Genomic DNA, 20,209 nt, shown 5'->3' with positions numbered 1-20,209 from the left:
GGAAAGTAACTGTTGCAGAAAGCTGTTCCACTGCTGCTCATTTTCTTTTCGCACTGCATTTGCCATTTCTACCGCAGAACCGGACTCTGACAAAAGAACATCCATCTCTGCTCGAATTGCACTTGCAAGATTCTTGGAATTATCCGCCAGATTACTGATTTCTTCTGCAACAACTGCAAATCCTCGTCCTGTGATGCTGTATCATAATTGTTGACACTTTATACTCGTATATGATGATATATAGTACGAGGAAAAGGAGGTGCTTTTAATGGCACGAAATCAGAAACACTATGATACAGCATCAGTTTTTTTTGAGTTCTTTCTCCCATTTTTTCTTTGAAATATCTTCCTTTTCTGATTTGGTTTCAAGAACGATCGCAACTCCATTCTGATTAAACGGCATAAGCCACCCATCAGGTTTATCACTTATTCCTGCAAAATCAGTAGTACCGAGCCTTGAGCCTAATTGAATAAATGTCGTAAGTTGCCCAACTCCTGATAGATACTCAGATGTATCAACATTATTTCCGCTTGCATCTATAAACCCAAGTGTTATACCTGCTTCATTTCTAACCTGATCCTCTGTTCTTAAAGGCATTTTGCCATCCTCCCTATCTTAATAATATACTTCATGTTTTTCTCCTATCCCCATTTTTATCCTATTATCGTTGAATAAATAGGAGAATTAGAATACTTTGGCATAAAAAGTATTCTTCCCTGATCCATATTTTTTAATGTACCCTTCATCCATAAGTTTCTTTATTGCTGCTTCTACTGATTTTTCACTTATACTTGGACATATATTAACAATTTCTCGTTTTGTAAACTTACCTATTTTTGTATCGACAGACGCTTTTACAATATCATAAGCTTTACTCTTGATGGTGATTACCTTTTTCTTCCCATCCGCCGTTTCAGATATAATGGTAGTATCACTTAAAATATTTACCCTACTCTCAAATTCCCGATAGCACGCAAGTATAACACCAAGCATATATTTTACAAAAATCGAAGGATCTTCATCTTCTTCATGCCATCCTGATGACGAAGCCTCCAATGCGTCATAATAAGCATCCTTCGTCTTTTCAATATGCTTCTCAATACTAATATACTTTACGACAAGATATCCTGATTTATATAAGAGTAAGAGCGTCATAAGCCTACTCATTCTCCCATTACCATCATTAAAAGGATGGATGCAAAGAAAATCATGTAGAAATACAGGTATAATCAGCAATGGGTTCACTGATGTATCTTCCATCATAAAATTATAATTCTCACAAATCGCATCAATGCAAGGCTCTGTTTCGTAGGGTGGAACGGGTGTAAACCGAATCACCTCAGACCCATCCTCCTTTGTTTCCTTAAGATAATTTTGGGTTATCTTATATCTGCCACCATTTCCGGTTTCAGCATACTGCATCAAATCTCTGTGCAATTGAAGGATAATATTTCCATTGATAGGGATATATTCATAATTCTCATGAATCGTATTTAATACATCCCTGTATCCGGCTATTTCCCTCTCATCACGATTCTTGGGAGTTGTTTTTTCTTTTGCAATCTGACCGATTCTTGTTGCTGTAGTAATAATTCCCTCAATCCTATTTGAAGACTCAATAGATTGTACTTTGGCCACATCAACAAGTTTCTCCATTTCGACAGGTTTTTGGCGTAGAAACAGTTCCTGCTTCCCTTTATACTCATGAATCTGTGAAAGGTAATTCAGTATTTCATTATCCCAGCGGTATTCCTTATACTTTTTATAGTCAAATTCTCGCATATTCCCCTATTCCTTTCTATACTCCTAAATTTTATCATAAATTAGGAGTATGTCAATATATAGGAGTAATACATACCGTATTTTTTCTATATTTATCACCTCATCTTCTCTGTCCACGAACTCGCTCCGGCTGTTCCAACTCCCTCTAAACATCCTTAGTTTTCACATTTTTATTTTTCATTTCGAGATATTCCTTGAACTTGATTTCAAAAGAAAACAGTTCGTTCCATCCCGGATCACTTCTTGCCACAGTGTTATCAGGATTATATGAACGCATTGCGCTGACCATATCTCCAAACGCCGTGATATCCTCAGCATTGATAGCTCTCTTCATATCGTCCGTAAGATACGGTTTACAATCATTGTAATACTCAACCAGTTGTAACCTTTTGTCTTCAATGTCCTTTTTGGGTATCAGTCCCAGACGACGGTTTATCTTTTCAAGAATACCATCCACTTTCGCATGCGCCTCTTCTATAATATGAGCAGTTTCCTTCTTCGCCTCTTCGATTTTCTCCTCTGCTATAAAACTGGACTGGTCGATCCGCATTTGCAATGTGCATTTTTTGCACATTGCTTTCTCGAATCAATTCTTTCTCCTTAAAAATATTATTTACATGCCTCGTAATTACTATTCTATCCACATTAAACAATTCTGTCATCTGAGCTTGTGAAAGCCATACCGTATCTCCATCCATCGGCACAGACAAAGTCACTTCCTTATCAGATGTTTCAAATAAAACAATTTCATTATTCTGCTCCATCTATATCCTCCCTCCTTACACTTCCCCTATCATCCAAAATCTTTTCCATTTTTGAATAATACAATATCAATCTCAAAACGTAGTCCGGCATCTTTCTTCTTCCGGCTTCCCATTCCTCTAATGTACGAATCGGAATATCCATATATTCGGAAAACTGTTTACGATTAAGCCCCAAATCCGTTCTAATATTCTTCAAGGTTTCTATTTGATTTTTTAATTCTTCCTTTTTATCTCCCATAATAGCCTCCTGTGTACCACGCATTGTGTGGTTTTATTGTATCAATAATATTTGTTTTTATCAACTATACAAAAAAAGCGGAGATTTCTCTTCGCCTAAATAAAAACCTATTATTTTATATATTCTCTCTTCTTTTTTTGTGCTGAAAATTAATCCAAAAAAATTCAAATAAAACAACATACAATTTTTTACCATAATAGACATCTAGCAAATCACCAAATGTAAAGCTTTCATCACCATTTTCCTTTACTGCTTTTGCAGTAGCAACCATATCTACCTTGAAACTAAAACTTTCTTTCCCAGTTTGTTGTCTAAAAAATTCTCTAAATCTGTTGCCGCAATTAAACCCACACTCGATCAATCCTGTATCTAGAGTAAGATTTGTAACTACAGCCTTCTTTTTTTGTCTTGCGACTTTCTTAGCAGGTAAAATCTTCTCTCCTGAAAAATAAGCTTTAATAACTGCGTTCAATTGTACCTTACTACTTGGAGCTTTTAAACCACGAGCCTTACATATTTTTATTAGTTCATCCCTATACCAATAATACTTACTGAATTCTTCAAAATCCTTTATGTTATCAAATTCTGATCTGTCCATTTATACTGAATACTCCTTCAGAGATTATAAGCATTATTTTATCAATTCAAACTCCTCACAAATAACTTTTGCATCTTCGCTGAAAGCCATATCTATTGATTCAAGTTCGCTCTCCAAGAATTCTTTATGAACCTGACGCCAATAATCAAGGCTTCTATCGCCTTCGCCCTCCTTATATGCATGCTCTGCAGTTACATCCTTAAAAGGACAAATTGTAATCTTAGTTGTGCGCACAATACAAACTGCATTGTCATTAGAATCAAGAATAATGCTGTACTCTCCAACCTTTGGAATTGGTTCATTTTCTACTGCATACATGTCGTAGGATGAACATGTTGCTGTTTTTGTTCCTTCGCACACAAGTGCTGCCAATTTATCTGGGGCATCAGAAAATGCCCACGCTTCATATTCACCTGTTAATCCTGATTGTTTCCATAATTGTTCTGCTGTCATTTTATATTTCCTTCCTCAAATACACCATATCTACCAACTGAACTCCTTCCTCGATAATAGGATGATCATGATTATACAGAAAGAAGTTTTTTATTTTGTGATGTTTCCTAAACCCACATTTTTCATAAAAAAGAATGGTTAGTGGGCTATCTCCAGTACCTACTTGTAGTATCATATATTTCCCCGCATACTTCTCAGAAATATATTTTATGAGAAGTCTTCCATACCCCTTACCGTGAGATTCTGGAAGGGTTGCGATATTCTTTATTTCAAGGACACCATTACCTTCATCTGTGACAACGCATTCTCCTTTCACACCGTCATCATCTAGTACATACATAGTGCCTTTATCCAGGTATTTATCAATCATGTCCTCCTGCTCATCAGCAAGAAAAAGCAAATCCATATAGTCTCTTTTATTAACTACTACTTCATATATTTTCATAGCTTAATCTGTCTTATATCTCCATGAATCTTATTTTCTCATATTATGAAACATACTTATTATACCGGCATTGCTCCTTAACGGTATCGCCTAAAAGAGTAATGGCCTGTTTAGGACATAAAATAATACAGCGATAACACATTGTACATTGGTTGTTAGATACAGCCTTACCATTTTTTATCTCAATATTTTGCATTGGACATTCTCTGCTGCACAGTCCACAACCAACGCAATTATCACTGATTTTTAGTTTATCCGTATATCCGATAGTTTTATCGGTAGAACCAAAGTCGCTGTCCAAGCAATCCCATTGTATTAAGGCAGAACACTTTTTTATCTCGCCTAATATCACTATTCTTTTTTATAAAATCCCTCACCATCATCGGTGCATTTGAAAACTGTGTTGGATAACCTAAAATAATTGTATCCTCATTCTCCAATAAACCTATTATCTGTGGATACTCCAAGGGAATACACTGTACCTCATGGTCTATTAAACTCACTAACAACTCCACACAGTGCTTCGTATTTCCGGTTCCACTGAGATATACTCCAAGCCTCTTTCCTTACTCCTTTATTTCCTATTATGCTTTATCTACCGCAAATCTTTTCTGTATATTTACAAACCATGATGCAGCTATAATAACAGTCCCAACTATGATTAAGAGCGAAATAATAATGTCAGCTGTAGCAACTGCTACAACTCCCCTAACTCAGTGGGTAATTCTTTAATCACCTTTGCAATATCCATTTCATTCTCCTCGCATTGCGTTTTCTTGATTATATCATGTCCGTTTCATTCACGCAATGTGTGGTTTGAGAAAACTATTTATAGAATCAATTTAGAATCACTATTAGAATCATTACAATCGAGTAGGAGGAATTTCTCTTAATTGAGAAATTCCGACCTCTCACACCACCGTGCGTACCGTTCGGTACACAGCGGTTCAATCAACTTAACAAGTAACACACCTTTTGGTGTAGTAGTCTACCATAGAGATTAGTCCGAATGAGGCTAATCTCTTATTGCTTATAGCTTGGGATATATCAGATGCACGACAGACTCTTGCATATCCTTTTGAATATGCGGTTCTCCATGCAGCCCATTTAGGTACTCCAAGTTTTATAAGATTCTTTGCTCTATTCTGCGGAGTTTTCCAATGCTTCCAAATACACATACGAAGTCTGAATCTGATGTTTCCATCAAGTTCTTTACAAAGTGTTTTCATGCTTCCTATCTTGAAGTAGTTAATCCATCCTCTGATGAGCTGATTAAGTTTCTTCACTTTATAGCTGTTGCTGACGCCCCAACTACGACATGTAAGTTCTTTCATTCTCTTCTTAAACTTCGCTACTGATTTCGCATGTGGTTTTGCCTTAAACTGATGTGCTCTTGAGTCAAAGTAGAATCCAAATCCAAGGTATTTAAGTCCTTGCGGCTTGTCCACTTTACTCTTGGTCATGTTGACCTTGAGACCTAGTTTCTCCTCAATGAATCGAGAGATATTTCTCATAACTCTATTAGCAGACATTTCACTACCAACCATGATAATACAGTCATCTGCGTATCTTACAAAGTTAAGTCCACGCTTATCCATCTCCTTATCAAGTTCATTCAACATGATATTTGCCAATAATGGCGAGAGATTTCCTCCTTGTGGTGTTCCCACAATAGAGTCCTCGTACTCATCATCAATCATGATTCCACTGACCAGGTATTTCCTAACGATAGAAATAACATCTCCATCTTTAATAGTTCTACCTATGATGGTCATAAGTTTATCGTGATTTACTGTGTCAAAGAACTTTTCCAAGTCAATATCTACAATCCAATCATTACCGTCATTCATCATGTCGAGCGCTGTTAGGATTGCTTGCTGTGCACATCTATTAGGTCTGAATCCATAACTGTGGTCATGAAATTGTTCCTCATAGATTGGTGTTAAAACCAGTGCTATAGCTTGTTGTATGAATCTGTCTGTTACTGTTGGTACTCCTAGGTTTCTAACACCACCATCAGGCTTTGGTATCTCCACTCTTCGAACCGGCTGAGGTTTATACTTTCTTGTCCTCAACTGTTCTCTGATGATATCGCCGTTCTTTCCTTTCCGCCTCGCTTGATTTGACCGTCCTTTCCCCGATTGATTACGGCAGATGTTGTCATCTCTGCAATACGAGACATACTCAAACTTATTGATTGTTCACCCCTTCACTCCATCTCCATTACAGAGACTTCTTCGCTACTATGGGGTCGGCTGACTTCTCACAGTTCGTTGTTACTAGGCTAATGAAACCTCTGTGAGACCTCCACGCTTAAGGTGCGCGCTCTTTCCTCTCATATATCCGCCACATTTACTCGTACTTCCAGCAACTTTTGGACTTTATCTTCTTTTGCAGACTTATCCGTATTTCCGAGCCTTATATGTGATTCCTGTTCGTCGGACCAAGAGTTTGCTTACAGCTTCCTTCAGATTCCACCTCGCGATGGACACCCTTGCTGTTCGGCTATACACTTCCTCGTTGCCTAGGCGTGTTCGGGACTTACACCCGTTAGAGCGCGCCCATGGCGCGCAAACAAAAAGAGCTGGGAGCAAATGCTCTCAGCCCTTGATATTACTGGATTTCTATACACTTGCAAACCACTTGGAACTACTCCATCTCTAGAAAAGCATCAACATCTAGTTAGATTGATTTTCTTTTATAGCTATATGTTGTTGTGGTTTTACGTTTATTCCATCGATTCTTTTGCTTTTTAAGACTTTTTGCAACCAAAGTGCAACCGGAAGTTATCGTTTTTTATCGCTCATTATCATATATACAAGCGACAAATACCGCTTGCTTTCTTCTAAATAATCCTTATTTTATGAGGCTTCCGAAATTTATCGCTTGCTTTTATCGTTTGCAAACGATAAAAACTCTTATAAATAATAAAATTCATCCTTCTATTACGACATCTATTATGTCATCTGTTATGACATTTTGCAAGTCCTATTTTATGACGTAATGACCAAATCGATTTGATCCTACATGTTCTATCTTGCCTTCGTCCATCAGACGCTTCAAGGCTCTCTGAACAGTTCTTTGAGAAGAACCTACTATCTCAGCAAGCCCAGCAGCTGATTGATTGCCATCTTCCTTCAACAAATCCAGCAATTTTTCATCTAACGTTTTTGCTTTGTTCATTACGCCATTATGCGACAATTCTTTTAGAAGATTTCTAATTAATTCCAACATAAACTGAACAAATATCGTTGACTCCCCGTCCTTATTAGATGCATTAAGCGCCTTATAATAGTCATTTTGCCGCTCATGAATAATAGTCTCAATCGGAATCCATAAGAAAAACTCCTGCCACTTTGCAAGAATCAAAGTATGCCAAAGTCTTCCTGTCCTTCCATTTCCATCTGCAAAAGGGTGAATGAACTCAAATTCATAATGGAAAATACACCCCTTTACTAATGGATGCAGCTTTGATTTTTTCAACCAATCGAAGAGTTGTCCTACCAAATCTGGCACATAATTGGCCGGTGTTCCAGCATGTATCAACTGCTCTCCGGCATAAACTCCTACACCTTTGCTTCTGAATACACCAGCCTCCTTTACTAAGTCATCCATCAAAATCTTATGTGCCTTCAAAAGATCTTTAACTGAATAAGGATTCAGCTTTGACATAATCTCATATGCTTCATAAGCATTCTGAACTTCTCTGATATCCTGAGGTGATCCCAAGACACGCTTTCCATCTATTACGTCACTTACCTGTTCCTCAGTCAAAGTATTTTGTTCAATTGCTAATGAAGAGTGAATAGACTTGATACGGTTATCTCTTCTAAGCTTAGGATTCTTAGATAACTGCTCCGATACTGTCATCGCTCCGGTAAGCTCTGCTATCTCTATTACGAGATTTGTAATCTCGTCTGTCATTGTAAATGGGGGAATATAGTTATCAGACATATGAATTCCTCCTCTAATCACCACATTATCATTTAATACTAAATCCGTATTTATTCTCTCGTTGCTTAAAGGCTATATCTCCGCCCTCAAGCAAATCACAAACGTGCTCTCTTATTCCTTGCGAAATTAATACTGGTTTTGTTTTATCTTTTTCATATGTATTTTCCATAGCACCAGAACGATACTCAAATTTAATGTTATCTTGATTTTTACTATTAATTCCATCCTGATTAGATATAATTACTTCCTCAGAATCTGCGGCAACCACTACATTCGGATTATGGGTTACCAATATCATCTGTCTCTGTGCTTTCTTGGCACGAATATAAGTAACTAAATCATTATATATTGCCCTATTATCCAAATCGTCTTCTGGCTGATCTATCAAAATTGGGCACTCATTCTCATCAAAATCAAGGATCAATCTTAAAATCACAAATGCTTTCTTTCCTTCTGACATTGAAGAAAGGGTGTCCCCTTGATATTTCACATCATATATAAGTTTATAGTAATTCGTAGATACAAGTTCACTTGCCACTTGTTTTTCATTCCTACTGCCTTTTAATGTGTATCTACCATTAACGATGTCATCAAAAATACTCTCGATGAATTCATTAAACCTTGTTGCATCCTGCCAAACAAATTCCGATAAAGTCTGTACTTTCTGACCACGTTTATTAAAATTATTGTCTACAAATGAAGAAAACTTTTCACTAGCAAACTGCGGTAACGGTACAATAGACACGTCATCCTTTTCCATTAAAACTTGCTCAGAAATAGTTGTCATAATGCTATAAAATGAAGCATGTTTGTCCATGATGACATTTCGAGCAGTAATAATTTTTTCATCATATTCCTTACATTTCTCAAGTTTTTCTTTAATACCTTCAGCTTTCTTTTTCTCAACATCAAGACGCTTATTCAACTCCTCTACTGCAGCATTTTCTTTATAAAAAGCCTCCCCCTTTTTATATAAACTATTACTCTCAATTTCCTTTATCTTATTTTCATCATCAAGAATATGATTTGATGTCTCGTCCTTAACTTGTTTTATAATTTCAAGCCATTTTTCTCCAGTTTCTCGCCTTAGTTCATCATAAGAAGCTGTTATTCTCTGATTTACATCGCTTGGCAAACTGATTAAATCAGCAGATATATCTTTCAGCACCTGTAGATTCGCCAATTCACTCAATTGTGGTAATGCAGACTTAAGCAATGTTATATGGTTCTGTCGTTTTTCAAATTCCTCTTTAAGCAATATATATTGTGCTTCATCTTCATCAGAAAGCTTAATCGTCAACTTTGTTTTCAGCTCATCAACTTCTTTCTGAAGCCTGCTAATCTCACTTTCGATACCAACAGGATCTCCTACGCTTTGCAATTGATCTTCTAGATCTTTCTTTGCACCTCTAAGAGTAAAATAACTTTCAAGAGCACTTGCTATTTCCATATTGTTCTTACTCAGATTTCTTTCAAAATTTTCATAACAATTTCTGCGAGTGCTGTCCCCCTTAAGGATATTTTCAATAAGTTTGGCTGTATTTTCAGCTTTTGCTGCTAACCCATTAATATATGATTGAGGGAAATACTCAACTTTACGACCTCTTTCCGTTGATCCATCTGCCCATTGAATACTCATTGACGCCGTAACATCTTCCAAATATGTTTCATAATCTTCATTATCTCCCTTAACTTTTCCAGTATAATCTGCAAGTTTTGCAATACATCCAAGAAGGATTGACTTTCCTGAAGATCTTCCACCGATAATCGTATTTAACCCTGGATTAAATGGAATTTCCTGATTTCCAAAATCAGCATGCTTAAATGATATATTTTCAATAACTTGATACTTACTCTTTATTTCAGGCTCATTTTCCTGAATCTTCACTCTCAGTTCAGGCTCATATATTATTTGCCTCAAGCCATCAAAAGTCTTATCAGCTTTTATCCACGTAAATAATTTCCCAACATCAGCTGTTTTATGTGCATCAGATGCAGCAATTACTGGTTTTGAATAGGTTTCCACATAAAACTTAGCATTACGATCTGAAGCACTACCAATCTCGCAAATATCTATATAATCCTTAAGCAATTTTTCTTTAACCGTACCAAGAGAATCTACAACGTCTTTAACATTACTTGTACCCTTACCATCATGCTTCATTTCTTCAATACTATTGGTTTTATTACCAGCATGTACTGACACAAGTCCACCATACTGATGAATCAAATCAGCAGCTTCCTTAAAATTCACCTGTACCTTAAACATCCCAATTTTAAAAGCTTCATCATCGGTTGCACCGGGTTTTTCCTCCTTACCTTTTGCAACAATAGCCGTTCTTGACAATCTCAACGGACTAAGAATAAGCTCTTCCATCCCCTTCTGATCCAATGTTATATTTCCATACTTTTCTGGGAAAAGACCAATCATGTGAACAGATTTTGCACCATACTCAGTTCTAAACTCTATACCACTTATGACGACGATATTTTTGCTTGCCGCGTATTTCTTTATTTCATCAATATTGCTAACAGTATGATGATCTGTTAGTGCTATTACCGATATTCCTTTATTCACTGCTTCATCTACTATCTGCTGAGGAGTTTGTTTTCCGTCTGAAGCATCCGAGTGAATATGCAAATCCCAATTTCCCCATGTTGATCCCCCATAATTAAATGATTCCATGTTTTCCTCCTTAAAACTAAAGTTTCTCTCTTATGCTGCCCCATGTTTCTTAAACTACTTGACTGCCTTCAGGCAGACAGATGTGACAGGCGTTATAAAATTAAGTTGGTGCGCTCTTCGTTTTTGCTGTTTTTCTAAAACATTAAGTATCTTCAATATGTATGTCTTGACCACAACGCCTCCTTTAATCTGCTGACCATCTGGTCTCAAAATCCGTTTTTTCCATTGCCAGCCCTGAATTCAATTTATCCACCACTTCTTTACCCTGAGGTATAAGCTTTAATGTCTGTAATGATTGTCTCACAGAATTGCGCAAATCCCTTAATGAAGCCTTCGCCTTTATCCAGTTCTGCGGACTAAAAATCTTCTCGCTATTACGTGCTTCATCAGATGCACTTTCCAATGCTGCATTCAGACACGTTCCTGTCATATTAATGATATAGTCAACCAAATCACTATTCCTCAACTTTTTAAGTGCAATCGCCGGATTCGGCACAGACTCCGGCATTTTATTTATTTCACAGAACACAACAGAAATTGCATAAAGGTGATGATATGGAGCATATGCTTTCATAGCAAGTAAAGATTCATTCAAATCCATTGGATTATCTTTTGTCCATTTACTTATTATTGCGCTAAACATATCATGCAATGCCTGAATATTTTCAGGATCGTATTCCTTGTGAAACAGCTGGTCAAAATACTTATCAAAGATTTTGGTTTCACTGTATGAAATCGTAGGTCTCTGAGAATGCCATGCTATAAGTTCTTTTCCTAAATCTGTCAGGTTGACCATATGATTCGTATTATATTTTGTAGGGTCGGCTTTTTCACCACGTTTTGTCAGAAAATATCCATCCGTAAAATGTTGTTCATATGCTTTCTTCATTGTAAGAACAGATTTATCGTTACTTCGGAGGTCCCTCGGCTTAACAGCACTTTGTGAGTTCGTAGATGTACTTATTTTGTCTGCACGCTCTGGGTCGCTTATTTCGTAAAAGCGGAACATTATATATGCATCATTTGCCTTCTTAGTGTTCTCGCCACAACTAAATATCGTACTGAGCGACTGACATCCATTAACAACATTTAGTTCCTTTGTTGATAATACATTGTCATGAATCTCAATATTAGAACAAATTGCAGTTATACCATTATGCAGGAAGAAAAAATCGGATGCATCAGTTCTTATTGTGCGGGCAATTCCTTTATTAACTTTATTTCCAGATCCTAGTGACTGACGTACATTCTTTCTGAATAGACTACCATCTTTTATTCCAGGTATTTTAATACATTCCTTCAGAGAAATGGCTGCAATCACTGCCTTTGTGTCACCTATCATCAATTCCATATATTTACCAGCCTCAACTGAAAACTGATGATTTATATATGGCCTATTCTTATTAAGCGCTTCATCATATTTAAACTGTAGCGTCTCATTATCTATAAGTTCGAGATGCGCCGCAAGAGTCTCATCTTCAGAAAGCTGTTTCTCAAATGCATCAAAATCATCCTTTGCAGAAGATGTCAATCCAGCAGTTGTAATAATCTCAAAATGTATTTCATAATCATCTTCCAGTGCGGTAGAAAGCTCATTAATCTTTACTTGAAGTCTTTCATTAGCTCCTTCTTGAAGATGAGCCAGGTCTTTTATCTGTACCCATGATGAAAGCACTTCTCTAAGGGGTTCTGCATCTACTGTCTCGCCACTGTAAAATTTGCCCTGTATAATATAAATATTAGATGTTTCGTTATCAATGTATATTGCATCAATCTGTTTGTCTCCGGCCCCGTCTGTTATGCAGTCACGGGTCTCATAAGTATCCAGATTATGAATATTGCGAAGATACCATGCTACAAAACGCTGTCCGTCATTCGGATAATTGTCTCTGTAGTATGGCTGCGCTATTTCCTTTAAAATCTGATTATACATTTATTTATCCTCCAATAGCATTTTCTATTCATCAGTATTTTTTGATTTGATATATTTCGCAGCTTTTATTCTCTCATCCTTTGGCTTAACCGCATCATCAGGTATTGCCCAATACAATCCGATTTTTGTTGCTGCCGGAATTCTTCACTGACTGCATAGAATCTGAATTCGTCTTCCTGATAGCCCCACTTTTCTGCCGTTTGAGTTATTGATAAAAACCCCATATTTCTTACCTCTCGCGCTTACGCGATATGGCCATTACAACATAATATATTATACTCCAAGCCTCGAACATCATCAATCGTTTTGACGTATAAAATGGCGTAAATCAATTTCTTGATTTCCCATGATTTATTACATTGATTTCAATAATATCATTTTCACCCAAATGATATTATTACCCTCTTAAATGATGCAAATAAAAAAGAGGCCTCCGGAATCACTAAAATCCCCGAGGCCAACACTACCTTCACTACTTTATCCAAAGTCGCGAGCAGTGTACTCTTGTACAACTATGCACGTTGTGGAGATTTTCCACAATCCCCTTTGAACAGATTTTTCAAATCTGGCTGCGCTCGTAAACGAGCTTTATTACGCTTTGCACCATTTCTATGAATCACTATTTTTATAAAATCCATCCACGATTTCAAGGATCATTCTAAGACTTTCCAGCTTTTCCAATTCAAGCTCATCCACAGATTTGAGCGACATCAGATGTTCATCAATTGTCTTCATCTCGTTTCTGATAGCATCAAAAGTTTTGATATTTCCGACAACATAAATCTGATTGTACATGCAGCTTTGCGCTACGTAATCCTGGATCTTCAGTCCTGAAAGCCTTATCCTGTTAAATATGATTTCTTTCTCTTCAGGCGTCACTCTAAAATTGACACATGCAGACTTCTTTCGTTTTTTCTCATCCTTCTTTTTCGGTTTTGTATTCTTAAGCAAAGTATCCCGCCTGTATATTTTCCCATGTTCTTTACTAGCACTCATAGATTAATTCTCCATTCTCTCATAATCCTGATTGAGCCTATCTGCCATCTTACGTTGCTTCGATGGGTACAGATGAGAATATGTCATCGTAACCGATATGCTCTCATGACCTAATCTGTCAGCTATCTCCACGGGAGAAAAACCAAGCTCAATAAGATGTGCCACATGACTATGTCTCAAATCATGAATACATATCCTCTTCACCCCTGTCTCCCTGACACCACGATCTATCTCATGATGAAGATAGGATTTTGATATATTAAAGAATCTGGTATCATCATCACATTTATAAAGCATGGAAAAGTAATCCTCCATCTCATCGCATAAAAAGTCCGGCAGATCAATCACGCGATTACTCTTTTGTGTTTTCGGATCAGTAACATAGATTTCACCCTTTAACTGCTGCAAAGACTTATTAATCGTTAAGGTCTTTTTCTCTAAATCAAAGTCACCTTTCGTTAGAGCCAACAACTCGCCACAACGAATTCCACACCAGTATAGTATTTCAAAAGCATAATAAGAAACCGGCTTTTTCTTCATAGCTTCTTTAAACATCTGATACTCTTCTCTTGTCCAAAACAACATCTCTTTTGCCTTGGATGAGCCCATAGAGCCAGCAATCTTTACCGGATTATCCTTCAAGCCATAGTACCTTACCGCATGATTAAAAAGGGCCGACAACTGTGCCGAAATAGACCTAAGATAAGTTGGTTGATAACGCTTTCCTTCCTCGTCTTCCATATGTAATATCGTATTCTGCCACTGAATCACATCCGTCGGTGTAATATCGGAAAAAGCCTTATCCTCGAAATATGGAATAATCTTGGTGCAAAAAGCATGTTCCTTGGTGAGCCTCGTATTATATTTGATTCTTGGGCCGATATCATTAAAATAAGTCTCCACAAATTCCGTAAATCCCATATTGAGATTCTTAGACTTCTGCAGCAAGAATTTTCGCTCATACTCTAGCGCCTCTCGCTTTGTCTTAAATCCTCTTTTATAGAGGACTTTTGTTTTATTTTGCCAATTGTTGTACCTGGAATAAATCGTCCAGGTACCCATAGCCTCATCTTTACTTACTGACATAGTTTTCCTCCCTTCATTTTCTCATACATGCTTCTTCGTAGTAAAAACGATTGATCTTACCTGCCATTGTAAGAAGTTTGGGATTCTCCGCTTTCATCTGATCTGAAAGTTGTTTGATAATGGCATAGCCTTTACTTCTGGATACTTCCCAGTCAGCACACACTTCATCAACTCCTACATACATTGGCTTTGTATTTGTGATTTCCATAAGTAAAATCTCCTTTCCATTTTCATTTAGCTTAATATTGATATCTTTACCGAATAACAATCCTGAACACGCATATATTTATTCCACCACCTCCTTAAACTTGCTTAAATCTGTGCATAAAAAATAGGCATAAAAAATGCGTGGAAAGAAAATCAATTCTTCTCACGCATCTTAAATGCCTTTACTTTTTCTATCTTAATATTATCACTATTATTTTCCCGCGTATATGTCCAATGTCGGACGAGACGAGACAAAACAGGTCAAAATGAGACAGGATATTAAACTGCTGATTATTGCGACCATTTTGCAACCAGACAATTTAAAAATCCCCTATTTATGCCTGTTTCCAGCGATAATACTATCCCTGGGCAACATACTTTATCCTCCAAAGGGCAAAGCAGCTTATCCTCCATCCATAGATAAAGAGTACCCATAATACTTCTTTATGGTTATCTGTAAAATACTCTCAAACAAGAGTCATAAATCCCATCAACGCCTTATACTACAAGGATTAATAAACAAAAGAACAGACCTTGGAAAGACAGTTTAGTGATCTTTCACAAGGTCTGTTACTATTGTTTTATTTTATTCTTTCAGGATAAGACAGTTTACCTCTGGGAGGATAATCTGCTTTGCCCTTGGACACTAAGCTTACTCCATCTCAAGAATTTCATCCTTGTCACTGGTTACTTGTCATTGCAAAATCGTTTATTTTGGGGGATTTTCCCCGTGTCTTTCTATTTCATTTTCGTGAGTTTTAAGTGAAAAGGTATCAAAAAGGTATCAATTTTCTAATTGCCTGATACCTGCTGCTCCTTTCTCCTCCCCCGAGTAAGCATATCCATTATACCAAATAGCATACTGTTATTCTATTTCTTCCAGTTCTTTTCTTAGAAATTCTTCCAGTTTCTGCTTATCAGGAAGATGCAACATATATGTAGATACAAACAGTTGGTTATCCATCCCCGATAAAGCGTATTCTACCATCTGTGCTCCTTTGTCCGTGCATAACAATATGCCCACCGGAGGATTATCTCCCTCAATCATTTCATTGGCTTTGTAGTATCCCACATAAGCATTTAGCTGTCCAAGATCTTCATGTTTGAACTCATCATTTTTGAGTTCTACTATCACATTACAGTGAAGTAGACGATTATAAAACACAAGATCAATGAAGTAGTACTTATTGTCAATAACAATTCTCTTCTGTCTTGCTTCAAAACAGAAACCCTCGCCCAGTTCCAGCATGAATTCCTGCAAATGATCTATAAGCGCCTGTTCTAATTCAGATTCATTCAAAGATCCGCTTGCGTCAAGCCCTAAAAATTCAAATGTAAATGGATCCTTGATTGAAAGCGCATATCCTTCCGGATTATCTTCAGACAGTTTTAATAGTTCCTTGGGATTTTTACTTACTCCTGATCTGAAATACAAGTTTGTCTTTATCTGTCTACGAAGCTCCCTTACGCTCCATCCGCATTTTATGCATTGCGTTTCATAAAAGAATCGCTCAAACTCATCTTCAAGTACCATAATTTCCCTGATATGTGAGAACGACAACCTTTTTACAAGTAATTCCGGATTTGTGATAAATTCGTTCGACACTGTCGAACTTTTTTGACTATCAACAAGCACTCCGAATTCGTTCGACACTGTCGAACGAATCTGAGGGTATGTCTGATAAAACTGTCTGCATGCCTTAAAAAGAGTCACATTCATGCCCTTATCATTGATACTCTTTTCAAGATTTTCCATAAGGTTACTGCCATATTCTGCTCTATCCCTGCCACCCTGTTCATACTCGACAATATAATAGCCTATAGCCCAATTCCTTAAAGTCATAAGCTGATTTACTGCGCCTTTCGCAGCATTTCCAGCCCTAACATTTATATCCTTTATATCATTCGCAAGTACAGCAAACGTTTTTTCTTTTCCCATAGAACACCTCGTACTTTCAAATTTGCAAACACCGTCTGCAAAATCAGAGCATCCGCATTTGCATTGTTCATTTTTGCACATTACTTTTTTATTCATCCAATTTACCGCCCTGCATTTCTATATAATCCTGTATGTCTTCGATAATACCTCGGTTTCCGGTAGAATTATAATTTTCATAACATACATCAATATACCCTAACACATCATACTCTTTAAAAATATCAGAGAGCTCAGAATAAGATTTATTCCAAGCCTTTGATAGTATTGGTATCAAAGTCAATTGCATATTAAGCACTGCCTTGTCCCGTTCCACCATAATTTTACCTCATCATTACACTTCCCACGACGCCCTAATGTTTTAAAGCTTCTATATATCCCAGTAATCTTTCCTTTTGTGAATTCTTAAGATTTTCCATTTCTATCAAAAGATCATACTCCTTCGTACCTTTTGTAACCACTCGATAATCCAGTTCCTCAACAGCTTGAACCGTGTCCTGCAACAATTCATAGGGCGTTACTTTTAACACCTTACAAATAATCATTATCTTATCCGCTGAAGGATTCGTTTTCTTTCGTTTCCAATCACTAATAGTACTTTGTGCAATACCAGTAGCTTTTGAAAAATCTCCCTGCTTCATTTCACGTTCTTCTATCAGTATAAAAATACGTTCACTAATTGTCATTTTCTGTTCCTCGCTCCATCATATTGTGTTCTAACCACGCCCGAAACTCCTCCGGGCATGCAGCTATCCACTCAAAATAATGCGTGGTAAATTCTTCAAGTGTATGCCCATACTCTTTCAAAGAAAATCGATTTATGTATTCATAGATTTCTTCCTCCATAGAAAAAGAATATCCATCCCCTGTATCAGTAACTCTTATTGGATTTTCAACCAATCTTTGCAGTACCAACGCCCTGATAAGGTCATCCATTTCTATTGTTTTTTCCTGGTCAATATTAACTTTACCAAACAGTCGCTCATACAAATCAAAAGATAAGAGGATTTTGTCCGTATCGAATATCTTACACCTGACCGGATTTCCGTATTCCTTATAAAAGTCTTCTGTTTCAAGTTTTGCAATCAATTCGTTGATAGCGATTTCTGGAAACACCATAAACTCGCGCCCTCTCCTTCGGTATATCGTTTATCGTCCGTATATACGTAATTATAATCTCACAAAATAGCACTGTCAATAGAATTATTCATCGCTTGCATTTTCCTTCATTTTCAATAAACTCACGACTGACTCCCTACTATATTTCAGTCGTGAGTTGGTCGCGAGTCAATGACAATCAAAAAAATCTTTGTTAACACTTTACTGTAATCAAATCAATTTTCTTTCTTGATCCAACCTCTCTGATATTTCCTCCTGCACGCCAGGAAAAAGATGTGCATAGTAATATGTAATCCGGTAGGCTCGCAGCCTATCATAACTTCGGTCTTATCATTCTCCATCCTGATCTTCTCTTCCCATTGATTGAAGGTATTAAATCCTTCAATACTGTTTTGAAACGATAGGACCCTTTTTGTAAGCTCCTTGCCTCTGTTATCAAAGGCTCTGGCATAATGGAGCTGGCTTCCGACATCTACGCAGATTACCAGTGTTGTGTCTGTTACTTGTTCGATTTTTTTCATTCTGTGTATAATTCATGTGAGACCTCCGGTTTGATTTGGTATTTTCATCCGTCAAGATGTACCTATATCTTATCGATAGGTCTCTTTTTATTCAATTGGCGCTATTTATGAATTACAAGAATGCTCCTTTATTCCTTATATCTGTTCCAAACGTATTTTGTATATCTACCGCCACCAATCTTTATTATGCTTTCCGATGACAGAAGTTCTGACAGTGCCCTTTCAACAGTTATGCGGCTTATGTCAGGGCATTTCTCCATGATCTGTGACTTCGTGATCTCGCCATAGGTGTTCTTAATCAGTTCAGCCACACGCTCCGGCTTTGAAAGGCCGCTTGTAACCAAAGTTTCTACCCTGTCAGAGAAGTCTCTGTATGCGGCCACTACAACACCAAGCATATACTGTACAAACGGAACATAATTATTCTCTTCCTCATGCCAGTTAAGAGAGCTTTCCTGCAGGCACTCATAATATGATGTCTTAGTCTTTTCTATCAGATGTTCTATACTGATATACTTACCTACGATGTATCCAGCTCTGTATAACATCAGCAGCGTGAGCAGTCTACTCATTCTTCCGTTGCCGTCATTAAACGGATGGATGCAAAGGAAATCCAATATAAACATCGGTATCAAAAGCAGTGGATCTATTGTTCCGGTTCCGAGAGCTTTGTCAAATTCATTACAAAGATTCTCGATTGCCTCGGGCGTTTCCCATGAAGGGACCGGTCTGAATCTTACAAATTTGTTGCCCTGTTCATCCTCTTCCTCAATGATATTATCCGCTGCTTTATACTTTCCTCCGATATCATAACCTTCAAATTTATATAAATCTCTATGAAGCTGAAGGATCATATTCGGTCTTATCGAGATGTAATCATGACTCTCATGGATTGTATTAAGTACATCCCTGTATCCGGCAATCTCTCGCTCGTTCCTCGTCTTAGGCGTGGTCTTATCCTTTACAAGTGCCTTCAATCTTGCATCGGAAGTGTAGATACCTTCAATCTTGTTTGAAGCCTCAGTACTTTGAATCTTGGCAATCTCTACAAGCCTTGTCAATGCATCTGCTTTAGCTTCAACAAACAAAGTCTGCTCTCCTTTATATTCATGAATCTGTGTAAGAAGAGCTACTATATCAGGAGTTAAAAGTTTTTTCCATTTATTACTATAATCAAATGTTCTCATTTTAATATCCTCATTTATACATCAACTTACTCAAAATCGTGTATATGATGCAATTTAATGCTATCATTCAATATACTCATTGTCAACATCAACTACATCATTTGTCCCGAAATGATGTAGTTGTAATCTCGATGATGCAATTAAAATCGACATAAATATTTGTGTACATTTTTATCTGAATATAAAAAACTGCAGGCAATCACGCGGATTACCTGCAATCTATTAACAATATCTGTACCAGATGAACGGGATAACACAGATGTTATCCTTGGGCACTCTACTTTATCCTCCAAAGGGCAAAGC

General features: G+C 37.1%; 22 protein-coding genes and 1 pseudogene. 1 reads left to right on the top strand and 22 read right to left on the bottom strand.

From position 1 onward, the window contains the following. Window positions 1-301 precede the first annotated feature (301 nt). The 16 genes and pseudogenes from BM153_RS06925 to BM153_RS06845 all read right to left on the bottom strand — a co-directional run bounded on the left by BM153_RS06925 (window position 302) and on the right by BM153_RS06845 (window position 15,144). Window positions 302-598 (bottom strand): hypothetical protein, encoded by a 297-nt coding sequence (locus BM153_RS06925; protein WP_092872095.1) that lies wholly within the window; start codon window positions 596-598, stop codon window positions 302-304. Between the two features lie 87 nt (window positions 599-685). Further along, window positions 686-1,783 (bottom strand): Fic family protein, encoded by a 1,098-nt coding sequence (locus tag BM153_RS06920; protein WP_092872093.1) that lies wholly within the window; start codon window positions 1,781-1,783, stop codon window positions 686-688. A 145-nt stretch (window positions 1,784-1,928) separates the two neighbouring features. After that, window positions 1,929-2,240, bottom strand: coding sequence for a hypothetical protein (locus BM153_RS06915; RefSeq protein ID WP_092872091.1), 312 nt, complete (start codon window positions 2,238-2,240; stop codon window positions 1,929-1,931). Further along, on the bottom strand, window positions 2,224-2,547 hold the full coding sequence (locus tag BM153_RS06910) for a virulence RhuM family protein (protein WP_092872089.1): 324 nt from the start codon (window positions 2,545-2,547) through the stop codon (window positions 2,224-2,226). Before BM153_RS06910 ends, BM153_RS06915 begins: the two co-directional genes overlap by 17 nt. Then, window positions 2,534-2,785 (bottom strand): helix-turn-helix domain-containing protein, encoded by a 252-nt coding sequence (locus tag BM153_RS06905; protein ID WP_035878185.1) that lies wholly within the window; start codon window positions 2,783-2,785, stop codon window positions 2,534-2,536. The genes BM153_RS06910 and BM153_RS06905 overlap by 14 nt, the downstream gene beginning before the upstream one ends. A gap of 115 nt (window positions 2,786-2,900) precedes the next feature. Further along, window positions 2,901-3,383: an SAP domain-containing protein gene (locus tag BM153_RS06900; RefSeq protein WP_092872087.1), complete on the bottom strand. Its 483-nt coding sequence runs from the start codon at window positions 3,381-3,383 to the stop codon at window positions 2,901-2,903. Window positions 3,384-3,416: 33 nt separating this feature from the next. After that, window positions 3,417-3,836, bottom strand: coding sequence for an ASCH domain-containing protein (locus BM153_RS06895; RefSeq protein ID WP_092872085.1), 420 nt, complete (start codon window positions 3,834-3,836; stop codon window positions 3,417-3,419). A gap of 1 nt (window position 3,837) precedes the next feature. Further along, window positions 3,838-4,281: a GNAT family N-acetyltransferase gene (locus tag BM153_RS06890; protein WP_092872083.1), complete on the bottom strand. Its 444-nt coding sequence runs from the start codon at window positions 4,279-4,281 to the stop codon at window positions 3,838-3,840. A gap of 43 nt (window positions 4,282-4,324) precedes the next feature. Next, window positions 4,325-4,796 (bottom strand): annotated as a pseudogene (locus BM153_RS14275) (4Fe-4S binding protein). Window positions 4,797-5,237: 441 nt separating this feature from the next. Continuing rightward, entirely contained in the window at window positions 5,238-6,371 is a 1,134-nt protein-coding gene (ltrA, locus tag BM153_RS06880; protein WP_242949092.1) for a group II intron reverse transcriptase/maturase, read from the bottom strand. A gap of 898 nt (window positions 6,372-7,269) precedes the next feature. After that, the gene (locus BM153_RS06875) at window positions 7,270-8,235 is read right to left on the bottom strand and encodes a Fic family protein (RefSeq protein WP_092872079.1); all 966 of its coding nucleotides are present in this window, start codon (window positions 8,233-8,235) and stop codon (window positions 7,270-7,272) included. Window positions 8,236-8,263: 28 nt separating this feature from the next. Further along, window positions 8,264-10,921, bottom strand: a complete 2,658-nt coding sequence (locus tag BM153_RS06870; RefSeq protein ID WP_092872076.1) for a TrlF family AAA-like ATPase — start codon at window positions 10,919-10,921, stop codon at window positions 8,264-8,266. Window positions 10,922-11,105: 184 nt separating this feature from the next. Continuing rightward, entirely contained in the window at window positions 11,106-12,854 is a 1,749-nt protein-coding gene (locus BM153_RS06865; protein ID WP_092872074.1) for an AIPR family protein, read from the bottom strand. 609 nt (window positions 12,855-13,463) lie between these two features. Further along, window positions 13,464-13,850, bottom strand: a complete 387-nt coding sequence (locus tag BM153_RS06855; protein WP_092872072.1) for a plasmid mobilization protein — start codon at window positions 13,848-13,850, stop codon at window positions 13,464-13,466. Between the two features lie 3 nt (window positions 13,851-13,853). After that, on the bottom strand, window positions 13,854-14,936 hold the full coding sequence (locus tag BM153_RS06850; protein WP_092872070.1) for a site-specific integrase: 1,083 nt from the start codon (window positions 14,934-14,936) through the stop codon (window positions 13,854-13,856). Window positions 14,937-14,949: 13 nt separating this feature from the next. Continuing rightward, entirely contained in the window at window positions 14,950-15,144 is a 195-nt protein-coding gene (locus BM153_RS06845; protein WP_242949091.1) for a hypothetical protein, read from the bottom strand. A 265-nt stretch (window positions 15,145-15,409) separates the two neighbouring features. Here BM153_RS06845 and BM153_RS13695 point away from each other — a divergent pair, with 265 nt between their 5' ends. Beyond that, complete coding sequence (locus BM153_RS13695; protein WP_177205602.1) at window positions 15,410-15,580, top strand: hypothetical protein; 171 nt, start codon at window positions 15,410-15,412, stop codon at window positions 15,578-15,580. A gap of 428 nt (window positions 15,581-16,008) precedes the next feature. Here BM153_RS13695 and BM153_RS06840 read toward each other — a convergent pair whose 3' ends face one another. The 6 genes from BM153_RS06840 to BM153_RS06815 all read right to left on the bottom strand — a co-directional run bounded on the left by BM153_RS06840 (window position 16,009) and on the right by BM153_RS06815 (window position 19,906). Beyond that, window positions 16,009-17,178 carry a PDDEXK nuclease domain-containing protein gene (locus BM153_RS06840; RefSeq protein ID WP_242949090.1) on the bottom strand — a complete coding sequence of 390 codons (1,170 nt, stop codon included), beginning with the start codon at window positions 17,176-17,178 and terminating at the stop codon, window positions 16,009-16,011. After that, complete coding sequence (locus BM153_RS06835; protein WP_092872068.1) at window positions 17,171-17,398, bottom strand: DUF3791 domain-containing protein; 228 nt, start codon at window positions 17,396-17,398, stop codon at window positions 17,171-17,173. The genes BM153_RS06840 and BM153_RS06835 overlap by 8 nt, the downstream gene beginning before the upstream one ends. 34 nt (window positions 17,399-17,432) lie before the next feature. Continuing rightward, window positions 17,433-17,765 (bottom strand): helix-turn-helix domain-containing protein, encoded by a 333-nt coding sequence (locus BM153_RS06830; RefSeq protein ID WP_092872066.1) that lies wholly within the window; start codon window positions 17,763-17,765, stop codon window positions 17,433-17,435. After that, window positions 17,755-18,198: a hypothetical protein gene (locus BM153_RS06825; RefSeq protein WP_092872064.1), complete on the bottom strand. Its 444-nt coding sequence runs from the start codon at window positions 18,196-18,198 to the stop codon at window positions 17,755-17,757. Before BM153_RS06825 ends, BM153_RS06830 begins: the two co-directional genes overlap by 11 nt. A 215-nt stretch (window positions 18,199-18,413) precedes the next feature. Further along, the gene (locus tag BM153_RS06820; RefSeq protein ID WP_092872062.1) at window positions 18,414-18,719 is read right to left on the bottom strand and encodes a hypothetical protein; all 306 of its coding nucleotides are present in this window, start codon (window positions 18,717-18,719) and stop codon (window positions 18,414-18,416) included. Window positions 18,720-18,847: 128 nt separating this feature from the next. Continuing rightward, on the bottom strand, window positions 18,848-19,906 hold the full coding sequence (locus tag BM153_RS06815) for a Fic family protein (protein WP_092872060.1): 1,059 nt from the start codon (window positions 19,904-19,906) through the stop codon (window positions 18,848-18,850). Window positions 19,907-20,209 lie beyond the last annotated feature (303 nt).

Source organism: Acetitomaculum ruminis DSM 5522, from assembly GCF_900112085.1.
In the GTDB taxonomy this organism is placed as follows: Bacteria; Bacillota; Clostridia; order Lachnospirales; family Lachnospiraceae; genus Acetitomaculum; species Acetitomaculum ruminis.
The sequence above is the reverse complement of the archived record's forward strand: the minus strand, read 5'-3'. Positions and strand labels throughout refer to the sequence as shown.